This is a genomic window from Pseudomonas sp. SM4 (assembly GCF_051913165.1).
In the GTDB taxonomy this organism is placed as follows: Bacteria; Pseudomonadota; Gammaproteobacteria; order Pseudomonadales; family Pseudomonadaceae; genus Aquipseudomonas.
This window is the reverse complement of record NZ_JBODOE010000009.1, coordinates 40,293-59,809: the sequence shown is the minus strand read 5'-3', so window position 1 is coordinate 59,809 and position 19,517 is coordinate 40,293. Positions and strand designations below refer to the sequence as shown.

The window sequence follows — 19,517 nt, the reverse complement described above, 5'->3', positions numbered from 1 at the left end:
TGAGAGGGAATTGCCATGGGAATTATCGGAACCATCTTTATCGGCTTGATCGTCGGCCTGCTGGCTCGGTTCCTGAAACCGGGCGATGACAGCATGGGCTGGATCATGACCATCCTGCTCGGTATCGGCGGTTCGCTGGCGGCCACTTACGGCGGCCAGGCTCTGGGCATCTATCACGCGGGCGAGGGCGCAGGTTTCATCGGCGCACTGGTTGGCGCAATCGTGTTGCTGGTGATCTACGGCCTGATCAAAAAGAACTGATCCAAAGCGACAAAGCCCTCTCTGCCAACGCGGCAGGGAGGGCTAGAATGCTCGGCGATTCAACGTTCATTCCTTTCTATACCGAGCACCTTCATGCGCCGTCTTCTGTTGACTCTCCTGTTCCTGGGCAGTGGTTTGGCCCACGCCGGCGAACTGCCGGAAACCGACTGGCTCGAACTGATGCCCAAGTCGGATCAAAAGGCCCTCGAGGCCATGCCTGAAATCGACCACAACTCCCCGGAAGCCACCGGCACCTTCACCGAGAAGGGCGGGATGAAGCAGGCCAAAGGTCTGCCGGCGGTGATGTATTCGACCAAAACCGTGGCGTCGATGAACGACAAGCACATCCGCATCGGTGGTTACCCGGTGCCGTTGGAGTCTGACGCCAAGGGTCGCAGCACGCTGTTCTTCCTCGTGCCTTATCCGGGCGCTTGCATTCACGTGCCGCCACCGCCGCCGAATCAACTGGTGCTGGTGCGTTATCCGAAGGGTTTGAAGCTGGACGATATCTATACGCCGCTGTGGGTGACCGGCACGCTGAAAGTCGAGAAGGTCAGCAATGACCTGGCTGACGCGGCGTATGCGCTGGACGCGGACAAAGTGCGGGTGGTGCAGGAATCTGATCTTTAAAACCTGCACATAACACATGTAGGGATTAGCCCATGTGGCGAGGGGATTTATCCCCGATGGGTTGCGAAGCGACCCCGCTTTTAAAAGAGCAGGGCCTGCTGCGCAGTCCATCGGGGATAAATCCCCTCGCCACAAAGGCTCACATCCACATTGGGTTTGGCGGTGTTGGTTAGAGCGGTGTGCTGGCGACACTGACACCCATGGTATGGCTCGCGCCCGGCGCCAGCGTGACGATGTCGTCCATCACGTTCGCCGTCTCGATGCACAACATGCGCTGCCAGCCATCGTTATCCATATCCGCCAGCGCGGCCGCGCGGTCAATCCACGGATTCCAGATCACCGCCGTGCGCGAGCCGGTGGCGGTCAGCACAATGCGTCGTTCCCAGGCCGCGTCGACGATGCTCAGCTGCGGCGGAGCGTCGAGATAGATGCGGTCGGTCTCACCGGCAAACTGCAGGTCACCTTGCTGACGGTTGGTTTTCCAGTCATCCAGCGTCTCGATGTAATTCAAGCCATCGACGCCATCGACGTGCACGTTGCGCACATCGCTGACCGCGAAATAGGTGTGCAGCGCCTGGCTCAGGCTGACGGTGTCACTGCCACGGTTATGGCTGGTCAGGCTGAAACTCAGTTGCTCGGACAAATGCAGGGTCAGGGTCAGATCGACCTGATGCGGCCAGCCCGGCAGGCCGCCTTCGGGGTAGGGCAGTTTGAACTCGACCTTGACGCCGTCAGCCTCTGATTCGATGCCACCCAACTCCCAATCCATCGCCCGCACCAGACCGTGCGCGGACGCCGGTTGCTCACCGGTGTACATGGCCTGCACGCTCTGCGGGTTGCGCTCGAACTTGCCAAACCACGGCCAGCACACCGGAACACCGGCGCGGATGCTTTTGCCTGTCTTGAAGTCGGCCTTGTCGTTGAGCCAGATGATCGGCGGCTGGCCATCGATCTGATAACTGAGGATGTGCGCGCCTTGCTGGGCCACCAGCACTTCGGCCTGACCGTGGCGGATGCGCCAGCAGTTCAGTTCATCCAGTTTCACGGCTTCAACGTTGGGCGTGTTCATGGGACAGCTCTCGATCAGTAACAAGGACAACAATCGACCGTCAAACGGCCGCGAGGTTTAACGCGCGCGCGGTGGAACCGAGCGTGTGCGACCGCTGCCGTCGATGGCGACGAAGACGAAGACCGCTTCGGTCACTTTACGCCACTCGCTGGACAGCGGATCGTCGCTCCACACTTCGACCATCATCTGGATCGAGCTGCGGCCGATTTCCAGGGTCTGGGTATAAAAGGACAATTGCGCGCCGACAGCGACCGGCACGAGGAACGCCATGCGATCGATGGCAACCGTGGCGACGCGACCGCCAGCGACACGGCTGGCCATTGCTGTGCCGGCCAAATCCATCTGCGCCACCAGCCAGCCGCCGAAAATATCGCCAAAGCCGTTGGTTTCGCGTGGGAGTGCGGTGATTTGCAGGGCCAGGTCGCCTTGCGGGATCGGATCTTCTTGTTCGAGCTCTATCATGCCGGGGGTGCCTCTGACCCGTGACTCTTGTTGGTATTGCGGGTGGTAGCCGTCTTCAGGAAAAACGATTCAGCACCGAACATACTACGTTCGTCACGTTTTCCATAAGCCGCCTGAAGGAGAAACTCTGCGAAACCGGCTAATCCCGAGCAAAGGCCGGGCCAACGACGTTTTCGCACAGCAACCCCCTACAAACCGGAGCAGGTTGCGAGTATATCGGTCGGTAGACTCCACGACGACCATCCGGTTCTGATTTTGACCGTCAAATACGCACCTCTATGTGCTTTTTCGAACAATTTGCTATGGTGCCGAACCTGCCCAAGCCACCGCCAGCGTTGTTGTGGCGGCAGATCCGACTATAAGAGAAGCCCTTGCCATGACCACAGCGCCTTCGAGCCTCGCGCAGCCCGAGCAACCCGCACGACCGTTGACCCGCAATGACTACAAGACTCTGTCGCTGTCCGCCCTCGGCGGTGCGCTGGAATTCTACGATTTCATCATCTTCGTTTTTTTCGCCACCGTGGTCGGCAAGCTGTTCTTCCCCGCCGACATGCCCGAGTGGCTGCGCCTGATGCAGACCTTCGGCATCTTCGCCGCCGGCTACCTCGCGCGGCCGCTGGGCGGCATCGTCATGGCGCACTTCGGCGACCTGCTGGGGCGCAAGAAGATGTTCACCCTGAGCATTTTCATGATGGCCGTGCCGACCCTGATCATGGGGCTGCTGCCGACTTACGCACAGATCGGCATGTGGGCGCCGATCCTGCTGCTGGTGATGCGCGTGATTCAGGGCGCGGCGATTGGCGGGGAAGTGCCGGGCGCGTGGGTCTTCGTTTCCGAACACGTGCCGCAAAAACACATGGGTTACGCCTGCGGCACACTCACCAGCGGCCTGACCGCCGGCATCCTGCTCGGCTCGCTGGTCGCAACCGCGATCAACAGCATTTATACGCCTGCCGAAGTGTCCGATTACGCATGGCGGATCCCTTTCCTGCTCGGCGGCGTATTTGGTCTGTTCTCGGTCTATCTGCGTCGCTGGCTGCATGAGACGCCGGTGTTCGCCGAGCTGCAACAGCGTAAAGCCCTGGCTGAAGAAGTGCCGCTGCGGGCGGTGCTGCGTGATCATCGCGGCGCGATTGCGATTTCGATGCTGCTGACCTGGTTGCTCTCTGCTGGCATCGTTGTGGTGATCCTGATGACCCCGACCGTGCTGCAAACGGTCTATCACTTCACGCCGACGCAATCGCTGCAATCGAACAGTCTGGCGATCGTGTTCCTGAGCATCGGCTGCATCATTTCCGGTGCGCTGGCGGACCGCTTCGGTGCCGGTCGGGTGTTTGTGTTCGGTTGCCTGGGCTTGCTGATCAGCTCGTGGACCTTCTATCACAGCCTCGCCGCGCACCCGAACTGGCTGTTCCCGCTGTACGCGCTGACCGGTTTCCTGGTCGGCACCATCGGTGCGGTGCCGTATGTGATGGTCAAAGCGTTTCCGCCGGTGGTGCGCTTCAGCGGGTTGTCGTTCTCGTACAACGTGGCTTACGCGATCTTTGGTGGGTTGACGCCGATGGTGGTGAGTCTGTTGCTGAAAGAAAGCGCGATGGGGCCGGCCTACTATGTGGCGGTGCTGTGCGCGATGGGGATGCTGGTGGGGGCGTGGCTCTGGAAGAAGGGGCGCTGATCCAGACTTTGCACTGATCGTTCCCACGCTCCGCGTGGGAATGCATCCCGTGACGCTCCGCGTCACCTCTCAAATGCGGACGCAGAGCGTCCATGGCGGCGTTCCCACGCAGAGCGTGGGAACGATCTGTCGCGACATGCTGGCCTTTCATCCAATTGTCATATTTCAGCCATAGAGTGTTCACACGGCCTGCTGATACTTGGCCCCGACTTAACACACCCTATCTGCTAGGAGTAAGGCATGAAACTGAAGCGTTTGATGGCGGCAATGACTTTTGTCGCTGCTGGCGTTGCGACTGCCAACGCGTTCGCCGCTGTTGACCCTGCTATCCCGAGCTACACCAAGACCACTGGTGTGTCGGGCAACCTGTCCAGCGTCGGCTCCGATACCCTGGCCAACCTCATGACCCTCTGGGCTGAGAACTACAAAAAAGAATACCCGAACGTAAACATCCAGATTCAGGCCGCTGGCTCCGCCACTGCGCCACCTGCGCTGACTGAAGGCACCTCCAACCTGGGCCCGATGAGCCGCAAGATGAAGGACACCGAACTGGCTGCCTTCGAGCAGAAGTACGGTTACAAGCCAACCGCTATCCCGGTTGCCGTGGATGCCCTGGCCGTGTTCGTGCACAAGGACAACCCGATCCAGCACCTGACCATGGAACAGGTTGACGCAATCTTCTCGTCGACCCGTCTGTGCGGCGCCAAAGCCGACGTGAAAACCTGGGGCGACCTGGGCGTGACCGGCGACCTGGCCAACAAGCCAGTGCAACTGTTCGGTCGTAACTCGGTATCGGGCACCTACGGCTACTTCAAAGAAGAAGCCCTGTGCAAAGGCGACTACAAACCAAACGTTAACGAACAACCAGGTTCGGCGTCGGTTGTGCAGTCGATCAGCTCCTCGCTGAACGGCATCGGTTACTCGGGCATCGGCTACAAAACCGCTAGCGTGAAAACCGTTGCGCTGGCCAAGAAGGGCGGCACTGACTTCATCGAAGACACCGAAGAAAACGCCCTGAACGGCAAGTACCCGCTGTCGCGTTTCCTCTACGTGTACGTCAACAAAGCCCCGAACAAGCCTCTGGCTCCGCTGGAAGCTGAGTTCGTGAAACTGGTGCTGTCGAAACAGGGCCAGGAAGTTGTGGTGAAAGACGGCTACATCCCGTTGCCAGCCAAGGTTGCTGCAAAAGCACTGGCTGACCTCGGTCTGCAAGAAGGCGGCGCTGAAGTCGCAAAGAAGTAACCCCGTAGATCCGGGCTAACCCCCGGATCTGCCGGAACCCCTGTAGGAGCTGTCGAGTGAAACGAGGCTGCGATCTTTTGATCTGGCCTTTGACTGCAAGATCAAAAGATCGCAGCCTCGGTTCCCTCGTCAGCGCCTACACAGGTTTCAAACGGTTCCGTACAGGTCCCACGGACACCGCGAACCTTCGAATTCTTTGATCCTCCTCCAGTACCCGCTGGCGGTGGATTTGGTGCGTCACTGCATTGTCATCTTTCTGTCATACAGGATCGCTAGGGTGTGCGCATGAATGATCTGGCCAATTCCCCAATGACTACGACTTCCCCTCCCAAGCGCATTGATTTCAATACGCCTGAGCTGCAACGCAAGCGCCGCATTCGCGCGCTCAAGGATCGCTTCACCCGCTGGTACGTCCTCGTTGGCGGTCTCGCGGTGCTGGCGGCCATCACCCTGATCTTCTTCTTTCTCGCCTACGTAGTTGCGCCGCTGTTCCAGGGTGCCGACCTGACCGCGAAAGACTCGATCACCCCAGCCTGGATGCAGGACGCTGGCAAGCCGCTGATGATTTCGCTCGAAGAGCAGAATCAGGTGGCTATGCGCGTGTCGGACAAAGGCCAGGCGCTGTTCTTCGATATCGACAGTGGCGCTGAACTGAAGCGCGTCGATCTGCCGGTGCCGGCCGGTGCCACCGTGACCTCCATTGGTGAAGACCAGCCGGGCCAACCGCTGGTGGCCGTGGGCCTGTCCAACGGTCAGGCACTGGTGTTCCGTCACACCTACAAAGTCAGCTACCCCGATGGCAAGAAAACCATCACCCCGGCGATTGAATACCCGTACGGCGAGACGCCGATCGCGCTGAACGAAGCCGGCGGTGCGCTTGAGCATGTCAGCCTGAATGCCACCGACACCACCCTGATATTGGTCGGCTCGACCGGTTCGCAACTCAACGTCCTGTCGCTGTCCAGCGAAGAAAACATGATGACCGGCGAAGTCACCAACGAGCAGAAGCGTATCGATCTGCCGCAGATGACCGAGCCGGTGAAAAACATCTTCGTCGACCCGCGCCAGCAATGGCTGTACGTGGTCAACGGTCGTGCCCAGGCCGATGTGTTCAGCCTGCGCGACAAGAGCCTCAACGGTCGCTACAAACTGCTGGAAAACGCTGACGCCGAAGTCACCGCAACCACGCAACTGGTCGGTGGCATCTCGCTGATCGTCGGTGATTCCAAGGGCGGTCTGGCCCAGTGGTTCATGGCCCGCGACACCGACGGCGAGCTGCGCCTGAAGCAGATCCGCACCTTCCAGATGGGCACCACGCCGATCGTTGAAATCACCGCTGAAGAACGTCGCAAAGGCTTCCTCGCGCTGGATGCCAGCGGCAAGCTCGGCGTGTTCCACAGCACCGCGCACCGCACGCTGCTGGTTGATCAAGTGGTCGATGGCCAAGGTGTATTCGGTCTGTCGCCGCGCGCCAACCGCGTGATCGTCGAAGCCGGCGGCAAGCTGCAACCGCTGCTGCTCGACAACCCGCACCCGGAAGTCTCGTGGAGCGCGCTGTGGAGCAAGGTCTGGTACGAGAACTACGACGAGCCTAAATACGTCTGGCAATCGACCGCGGCCAACACCGATTTCGAACCGAAACTGAGCCTGTCGCCACTGACTTTCGGCACCCTGAAAGCCGCGTTCTACGCGATGCTGCTGGCGGCCCCGCTGGCGGTTGCTGCTGCAATCTACACCGCGTACTTCATGGCCCCGGGCATGCGCCGCAAGGTCAAACCGGTGATCGAGCTGATGGAAGCGATGCCGACGGTGATCCTCGGTTTCTTCGCCGGCCTGTTTCTCGCGCCGTATGTAGAAGGGCACTTGCCGGGCATCTTCAGCCTGCTGATGTTGTTGCCGATCGGCATTCTGGTCGCCGGTTTCACCTTCAGTCGCTTGCCTGAATCGATCCGCCTGAAAGTCCCGGACGGTTGGGAAAGTGCGTTGCTGATTCCAGTGATCCTGTTTGTGGGCTGGCTGTCGCTGTACATGAGTCCATTCATGGAGAACTGGTTCTTCGGCGGTGACATGCGCATGTGGATCTCCCACGACCTCGGCATCACCTACGACCAGCGCAACGCTCTGGTGGTCGGTCTGGCCATGGGTTTTGCGGTGATCCCGAACATCTACTCGATTGCTGAAGACGCCGTGTTCAGCGTGCCGCGCGGCCTGACTCTCGGCTCGCTGGCCCTCGGTGCCACGCCGTGGCAGACCATGACCCGCGTGGTGATCCTGACCGCCAGCCCGGGGATTTTCTCGGCGCTGATGATCGGCATGGGCCGTGCGGTCGGCGAAACCATGATCGTACTGATGGCCACCGGCAACACCCCGGTCATGGAAATGAACCTGTTCGAAGGCCTGCGCACCCTGGCCGCCAACGTCGCGGTGGAAATGCCCGAGTCGGAAGTCGGCGGCAGCCACTACCGCGTGCTGTTCCTCTCGGCGCTGGTGCTGCTGTTGTTCACCTTCGTCATGAACACCCTGGCAGAACTGATTCGTCAGCGTCTGCGCAAGAAATACTCGTCGCTTTAAGCAAAGGTAGAAGTCTGTGAAACAGAACTCCCTGAAAGGATGGTTCAAGAGCGGCGCCCCCGGCGTCTGGATCAGCGGTGGCGCGGTGTCCATCGCGGTCATCATGACCATTGGCCTGTTGGCAGTGATTGCCGTGCGCGGTCTGGGTCACTTCTGGCCGGCGGATTTGATCCACGCCAACTACGACGTTCCGGGCCAGGCCAATCACCTGGTCGTCGGTGAAGTGGTACAGAAAGAAGAAGTGCCGCGTGCACGTCTGAAGAGCGCCGGTTTGCCGGTGCCTGACGTTGGCCCGGAATTCATGACCCGCGAGCTGATCAAGGTCGGCAACCGTGATTTGAACGGCAACGACTTCACCTGGATCGTCGGCGAGTGGCTGACCAACCAGACCACGCCGCCGGAGTTGATGGCGATCGAACGTCGCGAGTGGGGCAATTTCTACGGCTACCTGGTCAACGTCAAACAGGACGGCAAGGTCATCGCCGAGGGCGAAGCTGCCTGGCCTGAGCTGCAAGCGCGGATCAACCGTGTGAACGGTCTGGCGGCACAGCTGAAGTCGCTGGAAAAAACCGACATCGGTGCGATCAACGCAGGGCTGGAACGCATCCGTCTGCACAGTCGCAAACTGGAACTGGAAGGCAAGCTCGACGCCACCGCGCAAGCGGACATGGAATCCGAGCGCGCCGAGCTGAACGCGCGTTATCAGGACATCGAAGCACGTCTGGCCGATCTGCATGCGCAGTTCAACCGTGATGCGCTGACCGCTCGCGATGCTAACGGCAAAGAGATCGAAATCGGTCTGGGCAAAGTGGTTCACGCCTACCAGCCGAACGCTATGAGCACCTTCACCAAGGTTGGTTTCTACTTCAGCAAGATCTGGGAATTCCTTTCGGATGACCCGCGTGAAGCGAACACCGAAGGCGGGATTTTCCCGGCGATCTTCGGCACCGTGATGATGACGTTGATCATGGCGATGATCGTCACCCCGTTCGGCGTGCTGGCAGCGGTGTACCTGCGTGAATACGCCAAACAGAACACCCTGACGCGGATCATCCGTATCGCGGTGAACAACCTCGCCGGCGTTCCGGCGATCGTTTACGGCGTGTTCGGTCTGGGCTTCTTCGTTTACGTGCTCGGTGGTTCGGTCGACCGTTTGTTCTTCCCGGAAGCACTGCCGGCACCGACCTTCGGTACACCGGGTTTGCTCTGGGCCTCGTTGACCCTGGCGCTGCTGGCGGTGCCGGTGGTGATCGTGGCGACGGAAGAAGGTCTGGCGCGTATTCCGCGTACCGTGCGTGAAGGCTCGTTGGCCCTCGGCGCGACCAAGGCTGAGACCTTGTGGAAGATCGTGATCCCGATGGCCAGCCCGGCGATGATGACCGGCATGATCCTCGCCGTGGCTCGCGCCGCCGGTGAAGTGGCGCCGCTGATGCTGGTGGGTGTGGTGAAACTGGCGCCGTCGCTGCCGGTGGACGGCAACTACCCGTACCTGCACCTCGATCAGAAGATTATGCACCTGGGCTTCCACATTTATGACGTCGGCTTCCAGAGCCCGAACGTCGAAGCAGCCCGTCCGCTGGTGTACGCCACGGCGCTGTTGCTGGTGCTGGTGATCGCCACGTTGAACCTGTCGGCGGTGTATATCCGCAACCACCTGCGCGAAAAATACAAAGCTTTGGACAGTTAACACAAATCCTGTGGGAGCTGGCTTGCCAGCGATGCAGGCGACTCGGTCAGCCAGTAACACCGCGGTGATGCCATCGCTGGCAAGCCAGCTCCCACAAGGATTGGCGCAAGCCACAGATTTTCTGTAACCCATTGGCAAGGCCAGTGGTTCAACGAACCGAATTTGTTAGCACAGGGAGCCTCCCATGCAGCACGAAGCACATACCCACGGCATCAACATGTCCGCCCTGGGTCGCGACAAGCAGAGCCTGAACCTCGAACAGGAAACCGTGGCCATCGAAGTACCCGGCCTGAGCCTGTACTACGGTGAGAAACAAGCCCTGTTCGACGTCAGCATGAACATTCCGAAACAGCGCGTGACCGCGTTCATCGGCCCGTCCGGCTGCGGTAAATCGACGCTGCTGCGCACTTTCAACCGCATGAATGATCTGGTTGACGGCTGCCGCGTAGAAGGCGCGATCAACCTGTACGGCAACAACATCTATCGTAAGGGCGAAGACGTTGCCGAACTGCGTCGCCGCGTCGGCATGGTGTTCCAGAAGCCCAACCCGTTCCCGAAAACCATCTACGAAAACGTCGTGTACGGCCTGCGCATTCAGGGCATCAACAAGAAGCGCATCCTCGACGAAGCGGTCGAGTGGGCATTGAAAGGCGCGGCACTGTGGGACGAAGTCAAAGACCGTCTGCACGAATCGGCACTCGGTCTTTCCGGTGGTCAGCAACAACGTCTGGTGATCGCCCGTACCATCGCGGTTGAGCCGGAAGTGCTGCTGCTCGACGAACCGTGCTCGGCCCTCGACCCGATCTCGACGCTGAAAGTCGAAGAGCTGATCTACGAGCTGAAATCCAAGTTCACCATCGTCATCGTTACGCACAACATGCAGCAGGCTGCGCGGGTTTCGGACTACACGGCGTTCATGTACATGGGCAAACTGGTGGAATTCGGCGACACCGATACGCTGTTCACCAATCCGGCGAAGAAGCAGACCGAAGACTACATCACCGGTCGTTATGGCTGATTGAAGCGGCTGCGAGCGGCAAGCTTCAAGCGGCAAGTTAGAAGCGAAGCGGCATGGATCACCACATAACAGCTTGCAGCTTGTAGCTTGCAGCTCTTGGTTAAACGCTTTTTCGGAGCGAATGCATGATTTCCAAAGAAGGCCTCACTCATCACATCTCTGCGCAGTTCAACGCTGAGCTTGAGGAAGTGCGCAGCCACCTCCTGGCCATGGGCGGGCTGGTCGAGAAGCAGGTCAACGACGCGGTGACCGCGCTGATCGAGGCCGACTCCGGTCTGGCTCAGCAGGTGCGCGAGATCGATGACCAGATCAACCAGATGGAACGCAACATCGACGAAGAATGCCTGCGCATTCTCGCCCGTCGTCAGCCGGCGGCGTCCGACTTGCGTCTGATCATCAGCATCTCCAAGTCGGTGATCGACCTTGAGCGCATCGGTGATGAAGCGACCAAGATTGCCCGTCGCGCGATTCAGTTGTGCGAAGAAGGCGAAGCGCCGCGCGGTTACGTCGAGGTTCGTCACATTGGCGACCAGGTACGCAATATGGTCCGTGATGCGCTGGACGCATTTGCCCGTTTCGACGCCGATCTGGCGTTGTCGGTGGCGCAGTACGACAAGATCATCGACCGCGAATACAAAACCGCCCTGCGTGAGCTGGCGACCTACATGATGGAAGATCCGCGCTCTATCTCGCGGGTCTTGAGCATCATCTGGGTGCTGCGTTCGCTGGAACGCATCGGTGACCACGCACGCAACATCTCCGAATTGGTCATCTACCTGGTGCGCGGCACTGACGTGCGCCACATGGGCCTCAAGCGCATGAAGGAAGAAGTTGAGGGCACAAGCGGCGAAACCGCTAATGTTCCGGGCGATGCTGACGATAAGTAAGATTGCCTGAGAAAAGCGCCCGGCCCTTTGGCCGGGCGTTTTTGTTTCTGCTTTTCACAAGGCAGATCGAATTAAAAAGCAGCACCCGCGAACGAAAAGTCCCGGCGTGACTGAAGAGTTTTGGCAATGTGCCATCAGCCAGCGTTATGCTTGCCGGGATTTTAATAGGGGTGTTGGATGAGCAAGATCAGTGTGTTGGTCGTGGACGATGCTTCGTTCATTCGTGACCTGGTGAAAAAGTGCCTGCGTAATTACTTCCCGGGGATCCGCACCGAGGACGCCGTCAACGGTAAAAAGGCTCAGGCCATGCTGGCCAAAGAGGCGTTCGACCTGGTCCTGTGCGACTGGGAAATGCCGGAAATGTCCGGTCTTGAACTGCTGACCTGGTGCCGCGAGCAAGACAATCTCAAGACCATGCCGTTCGTCATGGTCACCAGCCGTGGCGACAAGGAAAACGTCGTGCAGGCGATTCAGGCCGGCGTTTCCGGCTACGTCAGCAAGCCGTTCACCAACGAGCAACTGCTGACCAAGGTCAAACAGGCGCTGAACAAGGTCGGCAAGCTCGACACCCTGATGAACAGCGCGCCGACCAAGATGAACTCGGCGTTCGGCAACGATTCGCTGAGCGCGTTGACCGGTGGCAAGCCTGCTGTGGTCGGCGGCGCACCGGCAGCCGCGGCGGTCAACCCGTTTGCCAAACCGGCTGCCGCTGCGCCAGCAGCTGCAGCGCCGTCGCGTGGTTTGCTCAACAGCCCACCGGTGCAGGCCCCCGCAGCGTCGAAAGCGCCGGCCGGTGGTCGTGGTCAGGGTCAACTGCGTCTGCCGAGCGGCACCCAGCAATGCGTGATCAAGGCGTTGAGCATCAAGGAAGCGCTGCTGGTGATCAAACGCACCGACACCCTGCCGCAGATCCTCGACAGCGCCGTGCTCGACCTGGAGCAGGGCGACAACGCTGAAATCGCCCGCCTCAACGGTTACCTGCACGCCATCGTCGCGCATGAGCAGAAAGCCGACAGCGACTGGCTGCAACTGACCTTCCGTTTTGTCGACCAGGATGCGCAGAAGCTCGACTACATCTCCCGCCTGATCGCTCGCGGCACGGCGCAGAAGCACTTCGTTCCCGGCGCGTAATCGAGGCGCCAGAAAAGATCGCAGCCTGCGGCAGCTCCTACATGGGAATGCATTTCCCTGTAGGTGCTGCCGCAGGCTGCGATCTTTTGCTGTGTGCGCTGGGCAAATTGAAACATCTGTCGACTAGCCTGGTCTGTCACAACTGCTAGGCTCACTCCCAGGCCTTACTTCGACAGACTCTTGCCCATGCTCGCGCGCCTGCTGTTTCTCTGTGGTCTCTTCATGGCCTCCACCTCGGCTGTGGCCATGACCATTTACAAATCCACCGATGCCAACGGCGTGGTCTCCTACAGTGACCGGCCGAGCAAAGGCGCGCAGGTGTTCGTCTTTCAGGACCGGATGGTCGAGCGCCTGGAGCGTCAGGTATACCTCGACATCAAAAAGCAGAAAGGCGCCGACGTGGTCTTCGTGCGCAACGATCTGTACGCGCCGGTCGAGGTGGCGCTGGCGTTTGCCGGGATGAGCAACGTGCGTGGTGCACCGGCGCAAACCATCCGCCGGGTGCTGCCGGCGCGCAGCAACACGCGGTTGGCGTTGCTGACGGCGGTGTCCGGCAAGCAGCCGCTGGTGTACACGCCGCAATTTCACTATTCCCTCGGTGACCCTGCCGGCACCGCGCAGGGCTATCGTTATCCGCTGCCATGGCGCGGTGGGCCGTTCCGCCTGAGCCAGGGCGCCAACGGCCAATACAGCCACTACGGGCCGAAGAACAAATACGCGATGGACATCGCCATGCCGGTCGGCACGCCGATCATTGCCGCGCGGGCAGGGGTGGTGGTGAAAACCGAAAACTCGCAGAGCGGGCGCGGCAACGATGCGTCCGGCAATTTTGTGCGGGTGCTGCACGACGACGGCACGATGGGCGTGTACCTGCACCTCAAGCAAGGTTCGGTGAGCGTGCGCGAAGGGCAGAGGGTGACGGTGGGCAGTCCGTTGGCGCTGTCGGGCAACACCGGCAACAGCAGCGGCCCACACCTGCACTTTGTGGTGCAGCGCAACAGCGGGGCGGGGCTGGTGTCGATTCCCTACCAGTTCAACCAGCCGCTGGGGGCATTGCCCAACTTTGCGTTGGGCAAACAGTAAAAAGCAAAAGATCGCAGCCTTCGGCAGCTCCTACATGGAAATGCGATCCCTGTAGGAGCTGCCGAAGGCTGCGATCTTTTAAGCAGGCAATGCGGTCACCCGCATTGCACTCAATCGAGCATCAACACCTTCGCCAGCACAATCTTCGGCCCTTTCATCTTCTTGATGATGATCCGCAGGCCTTCGACTTCCAGCACTTCTTCCTCTTCCGGCACCCGTTTCAGGGTTTCGTAGACCAGCCCGGCGAGGGTTTCCGCTTCGATGTGGTCGAGGTCGATGCCCAGCAGGCGTTCCACCTTGAACAGCGGCGTGTCGCCACGCACCAGCAACTTGCCCGGCTGATACGCGAGGATCCCGCGCTCAGCCTTGCGGTGTTCGTCCTGAATGTCGCCGACCAGTACTTCCAGCACGTCTTCCATGGTCAGGTAGCCGATGATGTTGCCATCAGCTTCCTCGACCACGGCGAAGTGCGAGCCGCCCTTGCGGAACTGCTCCAGCAACTGCGACAGCGGCATATGCCGCGACACGCGTTCCAGCGGACGGGTCAGTTCGGCCAGGTTGAACGACTCGGGAATATGGTCCAGCGCCGCCAGTTCCAGCAGTAGATCCTTGATGTGCAGCAGGCCGACGAACTCTTGGCGCTCACTGTCGTACACCGGATAACGGCTGAACTTGTGGCGACGGAACATCGCGAGGATTTCTTTCAGCGGCGCGTTGAATTCCAGCGTGATCAGGTCTTCGCGGGAGTTGGCCCAGTCGACCACTTCCAGCTCGCCCATTTCCACCGCCGACGCCAGAACACGCATGCCTTGATCGCTCGGGTCCTGGCCACGGCTGGAGTGCAGGATCAATTTCAGTTCTTCGCGGCTGTAATGGTGTTCATGGTGCGGGCCTGGCTCACCTTGACCGGCGATGCGCAGAATCGCGTTGGCGCTGGCGTTGAGCAGGTAGATCGCCGGGTACATCGCCCAGTAGAACAGGTACAGCGGCACCGCCGTCCACAGCGACAGCAGCTCGGGTTTGCGGATCGCCCACGATTTCGGGGCCAGCTCGCCGACGACGATGTGCAGGTACGAAATGATGAAGAACGCGGTGAAGAACGACACGCCTTTGACGATTTCCGGCGACTGCACGCCGACCGCGCTCAGCAGCGGCTCGAGAATGTGCGCAAAGGCCGGCTCACCGACCCAACCCAGGCCAAGGGAGGCGAGGGTAATACCGAGCTGACACGCCGAGAGGTACGCATCGAGCTGACTGTGTACGGTGCGCAGGATATGCCCGCGCCAGCCGTTTTTGTCGGCGATGGCCTCGACCCGGGTCGAGCGCAGTTTGACCATGGCGAATTCCGCCGCAACGAAAAAACCGTTGAGCAAAACCAGGATCAGAGCAAAAAGGATCATGCCGAAATCGGCGAATATTGTTGCGAGGGACAAGCCAGGGGAAGGGTCCATGATGGAGTTTTGCGGGTTCCGTGTGATTCAAGAGAGGTAAAAGTCGCGCCTGAAAGGCAGGCACAAGTCAGCCAATGTAGCGGCTGACCTGGCGATTGCCTAGTGCGACATTACTCAGCGGCGCTGATCGCCCGTGCGCTGGCCACTTGCGCCGGGGCGAAATGGCAGGTGAAGGTGCTGCCATGACCGGGCACGCTGCTGATCTCCATGCGTGCGCGGTGGCGCAGCAATACGTGTTTGACGATGGCCAGACCCAGCCCGGTGCCGCCGGTGTTGGAGTTGCGGCTGGAGTCGACGCGGTAGAAACGTTCGGTCAGGCGCGGCAGGTGTTTGCTGTCGATGCCGATCCCGGAATCCTGCACGCTGAGGTGCGCGCCCTGATCGTCGCCCCACCAGCGAATGCGGATGTTGCCCTCGGCCGGGGTGTACTTCACGGCGTTGAACACCAGATTGGAGAACGCACTGCGCAACTCCGCTTCGCTGCCCTTGAGCAGCAGGCCGGCGTCGGCTTCGAGGCTGATGCGCTGATTCTTTGAACCGGACAACTGCTGCGCATCACCCTTGATCGATTGCAGCAGGGCGTCGACCTGCACCGGCTGGTTGTCCGACGGGTAATCAGTGGCTTCCAGTTTCGCCAGCAGCAACAAATCGTTGAGCAGCGTCTGCATGCGTCCGCCCTGTTGCTGCATCTGCTGCAGGGCGCGGCTCCAGCGCGGGTTCACTTCCTCGACGTTGTCGAGCAGGGTTTCCAGATAGCCGCAGATCACCGTCAGCGGCGTGCGCAATTCGTGGGAGACGTTGGCGATGAAGTCTTTGCGCATCTGTTCCAGCTGATGGATGCGCGTGACGTCGCGCACCAGCATCAGGTGTTCGTTGTTGCCGTAGCGGGTCAGGTACAGCTGAATGCGTACGCGATCATTGGTCGGCGAAGGGATTTCCAGCGGCTCGGCGTAGCTGTCCTGCTCGAAGTATTCCTTGAAGCGCGGATGCCGCACCAGGTTGGTCACCGGCTGGCCACTGTCCTGCGGGGTCTTCAGACCGAGCAGGGTTTCGGCGGCGCGGTTCCACCATTCCAGGTTGCCGTCGCTGTCGAGCATGATCACCGCGTCTTTCAGCGCGGCAGTGGACTCCTGCACCCGGTCGATCACCGCTTGCAGACGCCCGCGCACGCGTTGGTCGCGGCGTTGCAGGTGATAGATGCTGTCGAACACTTCGCCCCACAGACCATAGCCATCGGGCGGTGCTTCGTCCGGTTGATGCTGGCGCAGCCACTCGTGCAGCCGCAGCAATTGCTTGAGCGTCCAGCCCAGATAAATGCCCAGACCTGCCGCCAGGCTCCAGCCGTAATAGCCGGTGATCAGGCCGATCACCAGGCAGGCGGTGACCAGCAACAGCATGTGGCGAATCAGGGTGCCATGCCAGTTTTGATTCACGGGGGCGTCCTTAGCCGCAGCTTCAAGTTTCAAGCCACAAGCTTCAAGCTAAAGCGGATCGGCTTCAACTTGCCGCTTGTAGCTAGACGCTTGCAGCTGCTTTTTTATGCTTTTGTGGAAAACCGGTAGCCGGTGCCGCGCACGGTTTGTACCAGATTTTCGTAGGCGTCGCCGAGGGCCTTGCGCAGGCGGCGGATATGCACGTCGACGGTGCGTTCTTCAACGTAGACGTTGCCGCCCCAGACCTGATCCAGCAACTGGCCACGGGTGTAGGCGCGTTCCTGGTGGGTCATGAAGAATTGCAGCAGACGGTATTCGGTCGGGCCCATCTCGGCCGGTTTGCCGTCGATGGTCACGCGGTGGCTGATCGGGTCGAGCAGCAGGCCACCGACTTCGATTGGCGCTTCGCCATCGGTCGGGCCGGCGCGACGCAGCACGGCTTTCAGGCGTGCAACCAGTTCGCGCGGGGAAAAAGGTTTGGTGATGTAGTCGTCGGCGCCGACTTCCAGGCCCTGAATCTTGTTGTCCTCTTCGCCCTTGGCGGTGAGCATGATGATCGGGATGTCCCCGGTCAGCTCGTCACGCTTGAGGCGGCGGGCCAGCTCGATACCGGAGGTGCCGGGCAGCATCCAGTCGAGCAGGATCAGGTCCGGCTTGCGGTCAACGATGATGGCGTGCGCCTGCTGCGAGTTCTCTGCCTCGAGGCAGTCATAGCCGGCCATTTCCAACGCAACGGCGATCATTTCGCGAATGGGCGCTTCGTCGTCGACGATCAGAATGCTCCTGCCAACCATGCCTTAATCCTCATGTCATTTAACTGTCTTGCGCCGCATTAGATAACGGAATTATTGCAGTCGTGTGACAGTATTTTAGTCGCCCGGCGTTTCGCGTGATCCTGAACTAAGCTCTAAGTCCGAATCCTGACAACCACAAAAGAAGGTTTCCATGACTCAAATGACTGTTTCTTTCAAAGCCCTGCTGATGGCTGCTGCCCTGACGCTGCCTGGATTTGCGATGGCTGCAGATCCTGCGATGGAGAAGGACGGCATGTACACCGACCACAAAGGCATGACCCTGTACACCTTCGCCAAGGACTCGGGCGGCAAGTCGATGTGCAACGACAAGTGCGCAACCAACTGGCCGCCGTTGATGGCGACGGCGGGTGACAAGTCGATGGGTGACTGGACTGTCATCAAACGCGACGACGGCAAGATGCAGTGGGCCTACCAAGGCATGCCGCTGTACACCTTCGTGATGGACAAGAAGGCCGGTGACATGACCGGTGACGGCAAAATGGACGGCGCCTGGAAAGTCGCCAAAGCCAAGTAACGCAAAAGATCGCAGCCTTCGGCAGCTCCTACATTGGAATGTGTACGCCCTGTAGGAGCTGCCGCAGGCTGCGATCTTTTCAGTCAGCGCAGTGCGTAATCCAGCACGATCCCGACAAATATCGCCAACCCGGCCCAGTGGTTGTGCAAAAAGGCTTTGAAGCAGCGCATGCGGTCACGATCGCGGGTGTACCAGAACTCCCATGCATAACACCCGGCAGCCACCAGCAAGCCGAGATGGAACCAGACGCCCAGCTCGAACTTCGATCCCGCCAGCAACAGGCAGCCCAGCGACAACGCCTGCAAACTGAGGATGATCACCCGATCCGCTTCACCAAACAGAATCGCCGTCGACTTCACGCCGATCTTCAAATCGTCATCGCGGTCGGTCATCGCGTAATAGGTGTCGTAACCCACCGTCCACAACAGGTTGGCGATCCACAGCAACCACGCCGCCGTCGGCAGTTCGCCGGTTTCGGCGGTGAACGCCATCGGCATGCCCCACGAGAACGCCGCGCCCAGCACTACTTGCGGGTAATAGGTGTAGCGCTTCATGAACGGATAGGTGAAGGCCAGCGCCAGACCGCCCAGCGACAACCAAATGGTCGGCGCGTTGGTGCATAGCACCAGCAAAAAACTCACGCCCATCAACAGCGCGAAAAACACCAGCGCTTCTTTCGAACTGATCCTGCCCGCAGCCAATGGCCGTTGCGCGGTGCGTTTGACGTGGCCGTCGACCTTGCGATCGGCCCAGTCGTTGATCACGCAGCCGCCGGCGCGGGTCAGCACCACGCCGAGGACGAAAATCACCACGTTGGCCAGCGACGGCGAACCTTTACCGGCAATCCATAGCGCCCACAGCGTTGGCCACAGCAGCAGGTAAATACCGATCGGCTTGTCCATCCGGGTCAGCTGAATGAAATCCCAGGCGCGCGGGTTCAAACGGTTCAGGGACTTGAGCAGGCTCTGATACATCAGCAATTCTCCGGATGGGCGCGGGCGGTGCGCCACAGGCTCGGCAGGAAGATTTCCGCGACCAGCACGCTCAGCGCGCCACGGTCGAAACGCGAACGACGGCCCCACAGTGCAGGCGCTTTCGCGGCGATCGGCAGCCATTCTTCAGGGTAGTGACAGACTTCGAGGGCGCGGCGCTGGAAGGCCTGATCACTGAACAGCAATTCGCCCAGCGAGCGACTGCCGAGTTCGTCCATGTGCAAACCGTCGCCCTGCAACGCGGCGCGCGAGGCGACGCTGCGGGCAAACACCCAAGCCTCGCCGTGGCCACGCAAATACACCTCGCGCACCCAGCCTTCGCTGCCTTCGGCCAGATCCAGCGCCGTACATTCATCGGCGCGCAGGGTGTCCCAGCCTTCGAACAATGGCGTCACGCTGAAGCCATCGTTGGACAAACGTGTGAGTCGGCGGGTCAGCGAGCCTTCGTCGAACAGCCAGTCGAGGGTCAACGAATCGGGGAGGGGCGTCAGTCGGCTTTGAGTCAGCCAGAGCGGGGCCGGGGCGGGATTAGTCTGTTGCACAATGAGTCATTATTGGCCGCAAATGAGGCGGCGAGCTTACCATGGCAGGCTGCG

General features: G+C 60.2%; 18 protein-coding genes. 11 read left to right on the top strand and 7 right to left on the bottom strand.

Going from position 1 to position 19,517, the window contains the following annotated elements:
• Positions 1–15 precede the first annotated feature (15 nt).
• Together ACQ4MY_RS17815 and ACQ4MY_RS17810 are read left to right on the top strand one after the other, a co-directional pair.
• Positions 16–261, top strand: a complete 246-nt coding sequence (locus ACQ4MY_RS17815) for a GlsB/YeaQ/YmgE family stress response membrane protein (RefSeq protein WP_007920223.1) — start codon at positions 16–18, stop codon at positions 259–261.
• Positions 262–354: 93 nt separating this feature from the next.
• Entirely contained in the window at positions 355–891 is a 537-nt protein-coding gene (locus tag ACQ4MY_RS17810) for a DUF3299 domain-containing protein (RefSeq protein ID WP_008078784.1), read from the top strand.
• A 169-nt stretch (positions 892–1,060) separates the two neighbouring features.
• On the opposite strand, the gene ACQ4MY_RS17805 is transcribed toward ACQ4MY_RS17810, so the two are convergent.
• A complete protein-coding gene (locus ACQ4MY_RS17805; protein ID WP_440095992.1) occupies positions 1,061–1,960 on the bottom strand; it encodes a D-hexose-6-phosphate mutarotase in 900 nt (299 codons plus the stop codon).
• A gap of 57 nt (positions 1,961–2,017) precedes the next feature.
• Positions 2,018–2,422 (bottom strand): acyl-CoA thioesterase, encoded by a 405-nt coding sequence (locus ACQ4MY_RS17800; protein ID WP_003229628.1) that lies wholly within the window; start codon positions 2,420–2,422, stop codon positions 2,018–2,020.
• Between the two features lie 376 nt (positions 2,423–2,798).
• Here ACQ4MY_RS17800 and ACQ4MY_RS17795 point away from each other — a divergent pair, with 376 nt between their 5' ends.
• From ACQ4MY_RS17795 to ACQ4MY_RS17760, 8 genes are all read left to right on the top strand, one after another.
• Positions 2,799–4,097 (top strand): MFS transporter, encoded by a 1,299-nt coding sequence (locus ACQ4MY_RS17795; protein WP_008078773.1) that lies wholly within the window; start codon positions 2,799–2,801, stop codon positions 4,095–4,097.
• Positions 4,098–4,337: 240 nt separating this feature from the next.
• Complete coding sequence (locus ACQ4MY_RS17790) at positions 4,338–5,339, top strand: phosphate ABC transporter substrate-binding protein PstS (protein ID WP_008078772.1); 1,002 nt, start codon at positions 4,338–4,340, stop codon at positions 5,337–5,339.
• A 537-nt stretch (positions 5,340–5,876) separates the two neighbouring features.
• Positions 5,877–7,910: an ABC transporter permease subunit gene (locus ACQ4MY_RS17785; protein WP_177323298.1), complete on the top strand. Its 2,034-nt coding sequence runs from the start codon at positions 5,877–5,879 to the stop codon at positions 7,908–7,910.
• A gap of 16 nt (positions 7,911–7,926) precedes the next feature.
• The gene (gene pstA / locus ACQ4MY_RS17780; RefSeq protein WP_008078768.1) at positions 7,927–9,597 is read left to right on the top strand and encodes a phosphate ABC transporter permease PstA; all 1,671 of its coding nucleotides are present in this window, start codon (positions 7,927–7,929) and stop codon (positions 9,595–9,597) included.
• 184 nt (positions 9,598–9,781) lie between these two features.
• On the top strand, positions 9,782–10,615 hold the full coding sequence (gene pstB / locus ACQ4MY_RS17775) for a phosphate ABC transporter ATP-binding protein PstB (protein WP_064116474.1): 834 nt from the start codon (positions 9,782–9,784) through the stop codon (positions 10,613–10,615).
• 125 nt (positions 10,616–10,740) lie between these two features.
• The gene (gene phoU, locus ACQ4MY_RS17770) at positions 10,741–11,502 is read left to right on the top strand and encodes a phosphate signaling complex protein PhoU (protein WP_007954334.1); all 762 of its coding nucleotides are present in this window, start codon (positions 10,741–10,743) and stop codon (positions 11,500–11,502) included.
• Positions 11,503–11,679: 177 nt separating this feature from the next.
• Complete coding sequence (locus tag ACQ4MY_RS17765) at positions 11,680–12,633, top strand: response regulator (RefSeq protein WP_440095991.1); 954 nt, start codon at positions 11,680–11,682, stop codon at positions 12,631–12,633.
• 186 nt (positions 12,634–12,819) lie between these two features.
• Positions 12,820–13,716, top strand: coding sequence for a peptidoglycan DD-metalloendopeptidase family protein (locus ACQ4MY_RS17760; protein WP_440095990.1), 897 nt, complete (start codon positions 12,820–12,822; stop codon positions 13,714–13,716).
• A gap of 110 nt (positions 13,717–13,826) precedes the next feature.
• Here the strand turns inward: ACQ4MY_RS17760 and ACQ4MY_RS17755 are convergent, their stop codons facing one another.
• From ACQ4MY_RS17755 to phoB, 3 genes are all read right to left on the bottom strand, one after another.
• A complete protein-coding gene (locus ACQ4MY_RS17755) occupies positions 13,827–15,167 on the bottom strand; it encodes a hemolysin family protein (RefSeq protein ID WP_008078763.1) in 1,341 nt (446 codons plus the stop codon).
• A gap of 110 nt (positions 15,168–15,277) precedes the next feature.
• A complete protein-coding gene (gene phoR / locus ACQ4MY_RS17750; RefSeq protein ID WP_238552685.1) occupies positions 15,278–16,564 on the bottom strand; it encodes a phosphate regulon sensor histidine kinase PhoR in 1,287 nt (428 codons plus the stop codon).
• Positions 16,565–16,704: 140 nt separating this feature from the next.
• On the bottom strand, positions 16,705–17,394 hold the full coding sequence (phoB, locus tag ACQ4MY_RS17745; protein ID WP_007896474.1) for a phosphate regulon transcriptional regulator PhoB: 690 nt from the start codon (positions 17,392–17,394) through the stop codon (positions 16,705–16,707).
• 151 nt (positions 17,395–17,545) lie between these two features.
• On the opposite strand from phoB, the gene ACQ4MY_RS17740 reads away from it, so the two are divergent.
• Entirely contained in the window at positions 17,546–17,929 is a 384-nt protein-coding gene (locus ACQ4MY_RS17740; protein ID WP_008078761.1) for a COG4315 family predicted lipoprotein, read from the top strand.
• Between the two features lie 83 nt (positions 17,930–18,012).
• On the opposite strand, the gene ubiA is transcribed toward ACQ4MY_RS17740, so the two are convergent.
• Both ubiA and ACQ4MY_RS17730 read right to left on the bottom strand, forming a co-directional pair.
• Entirely contained in the window at positions 18,013–18,903 is an 891-nt protein-coding gene (ubiA, locus tag ACQ4MY_RS17735) for a 4-hydroxybenzoate octaprenyltransferase (protein ID WP_440095989.1), read from the bottom strand.
• Complete coding sequence (locus ACQ4MY_RS17730) at positions 18,903–19,463, bottom strand: chorismate--pyruvate lyase family protein (protein ID WP_440095988.1); 561 nt, start codon at positions 19,461–19,463, stop codon at positions 18,903–18,905. Before ACQ4MY_RS17730 ends, ubiA begins: the two co-directional genes overlap by 1 nt.
• Positions 19,464–19,517 lie beyond the last annotated feature (54 nt).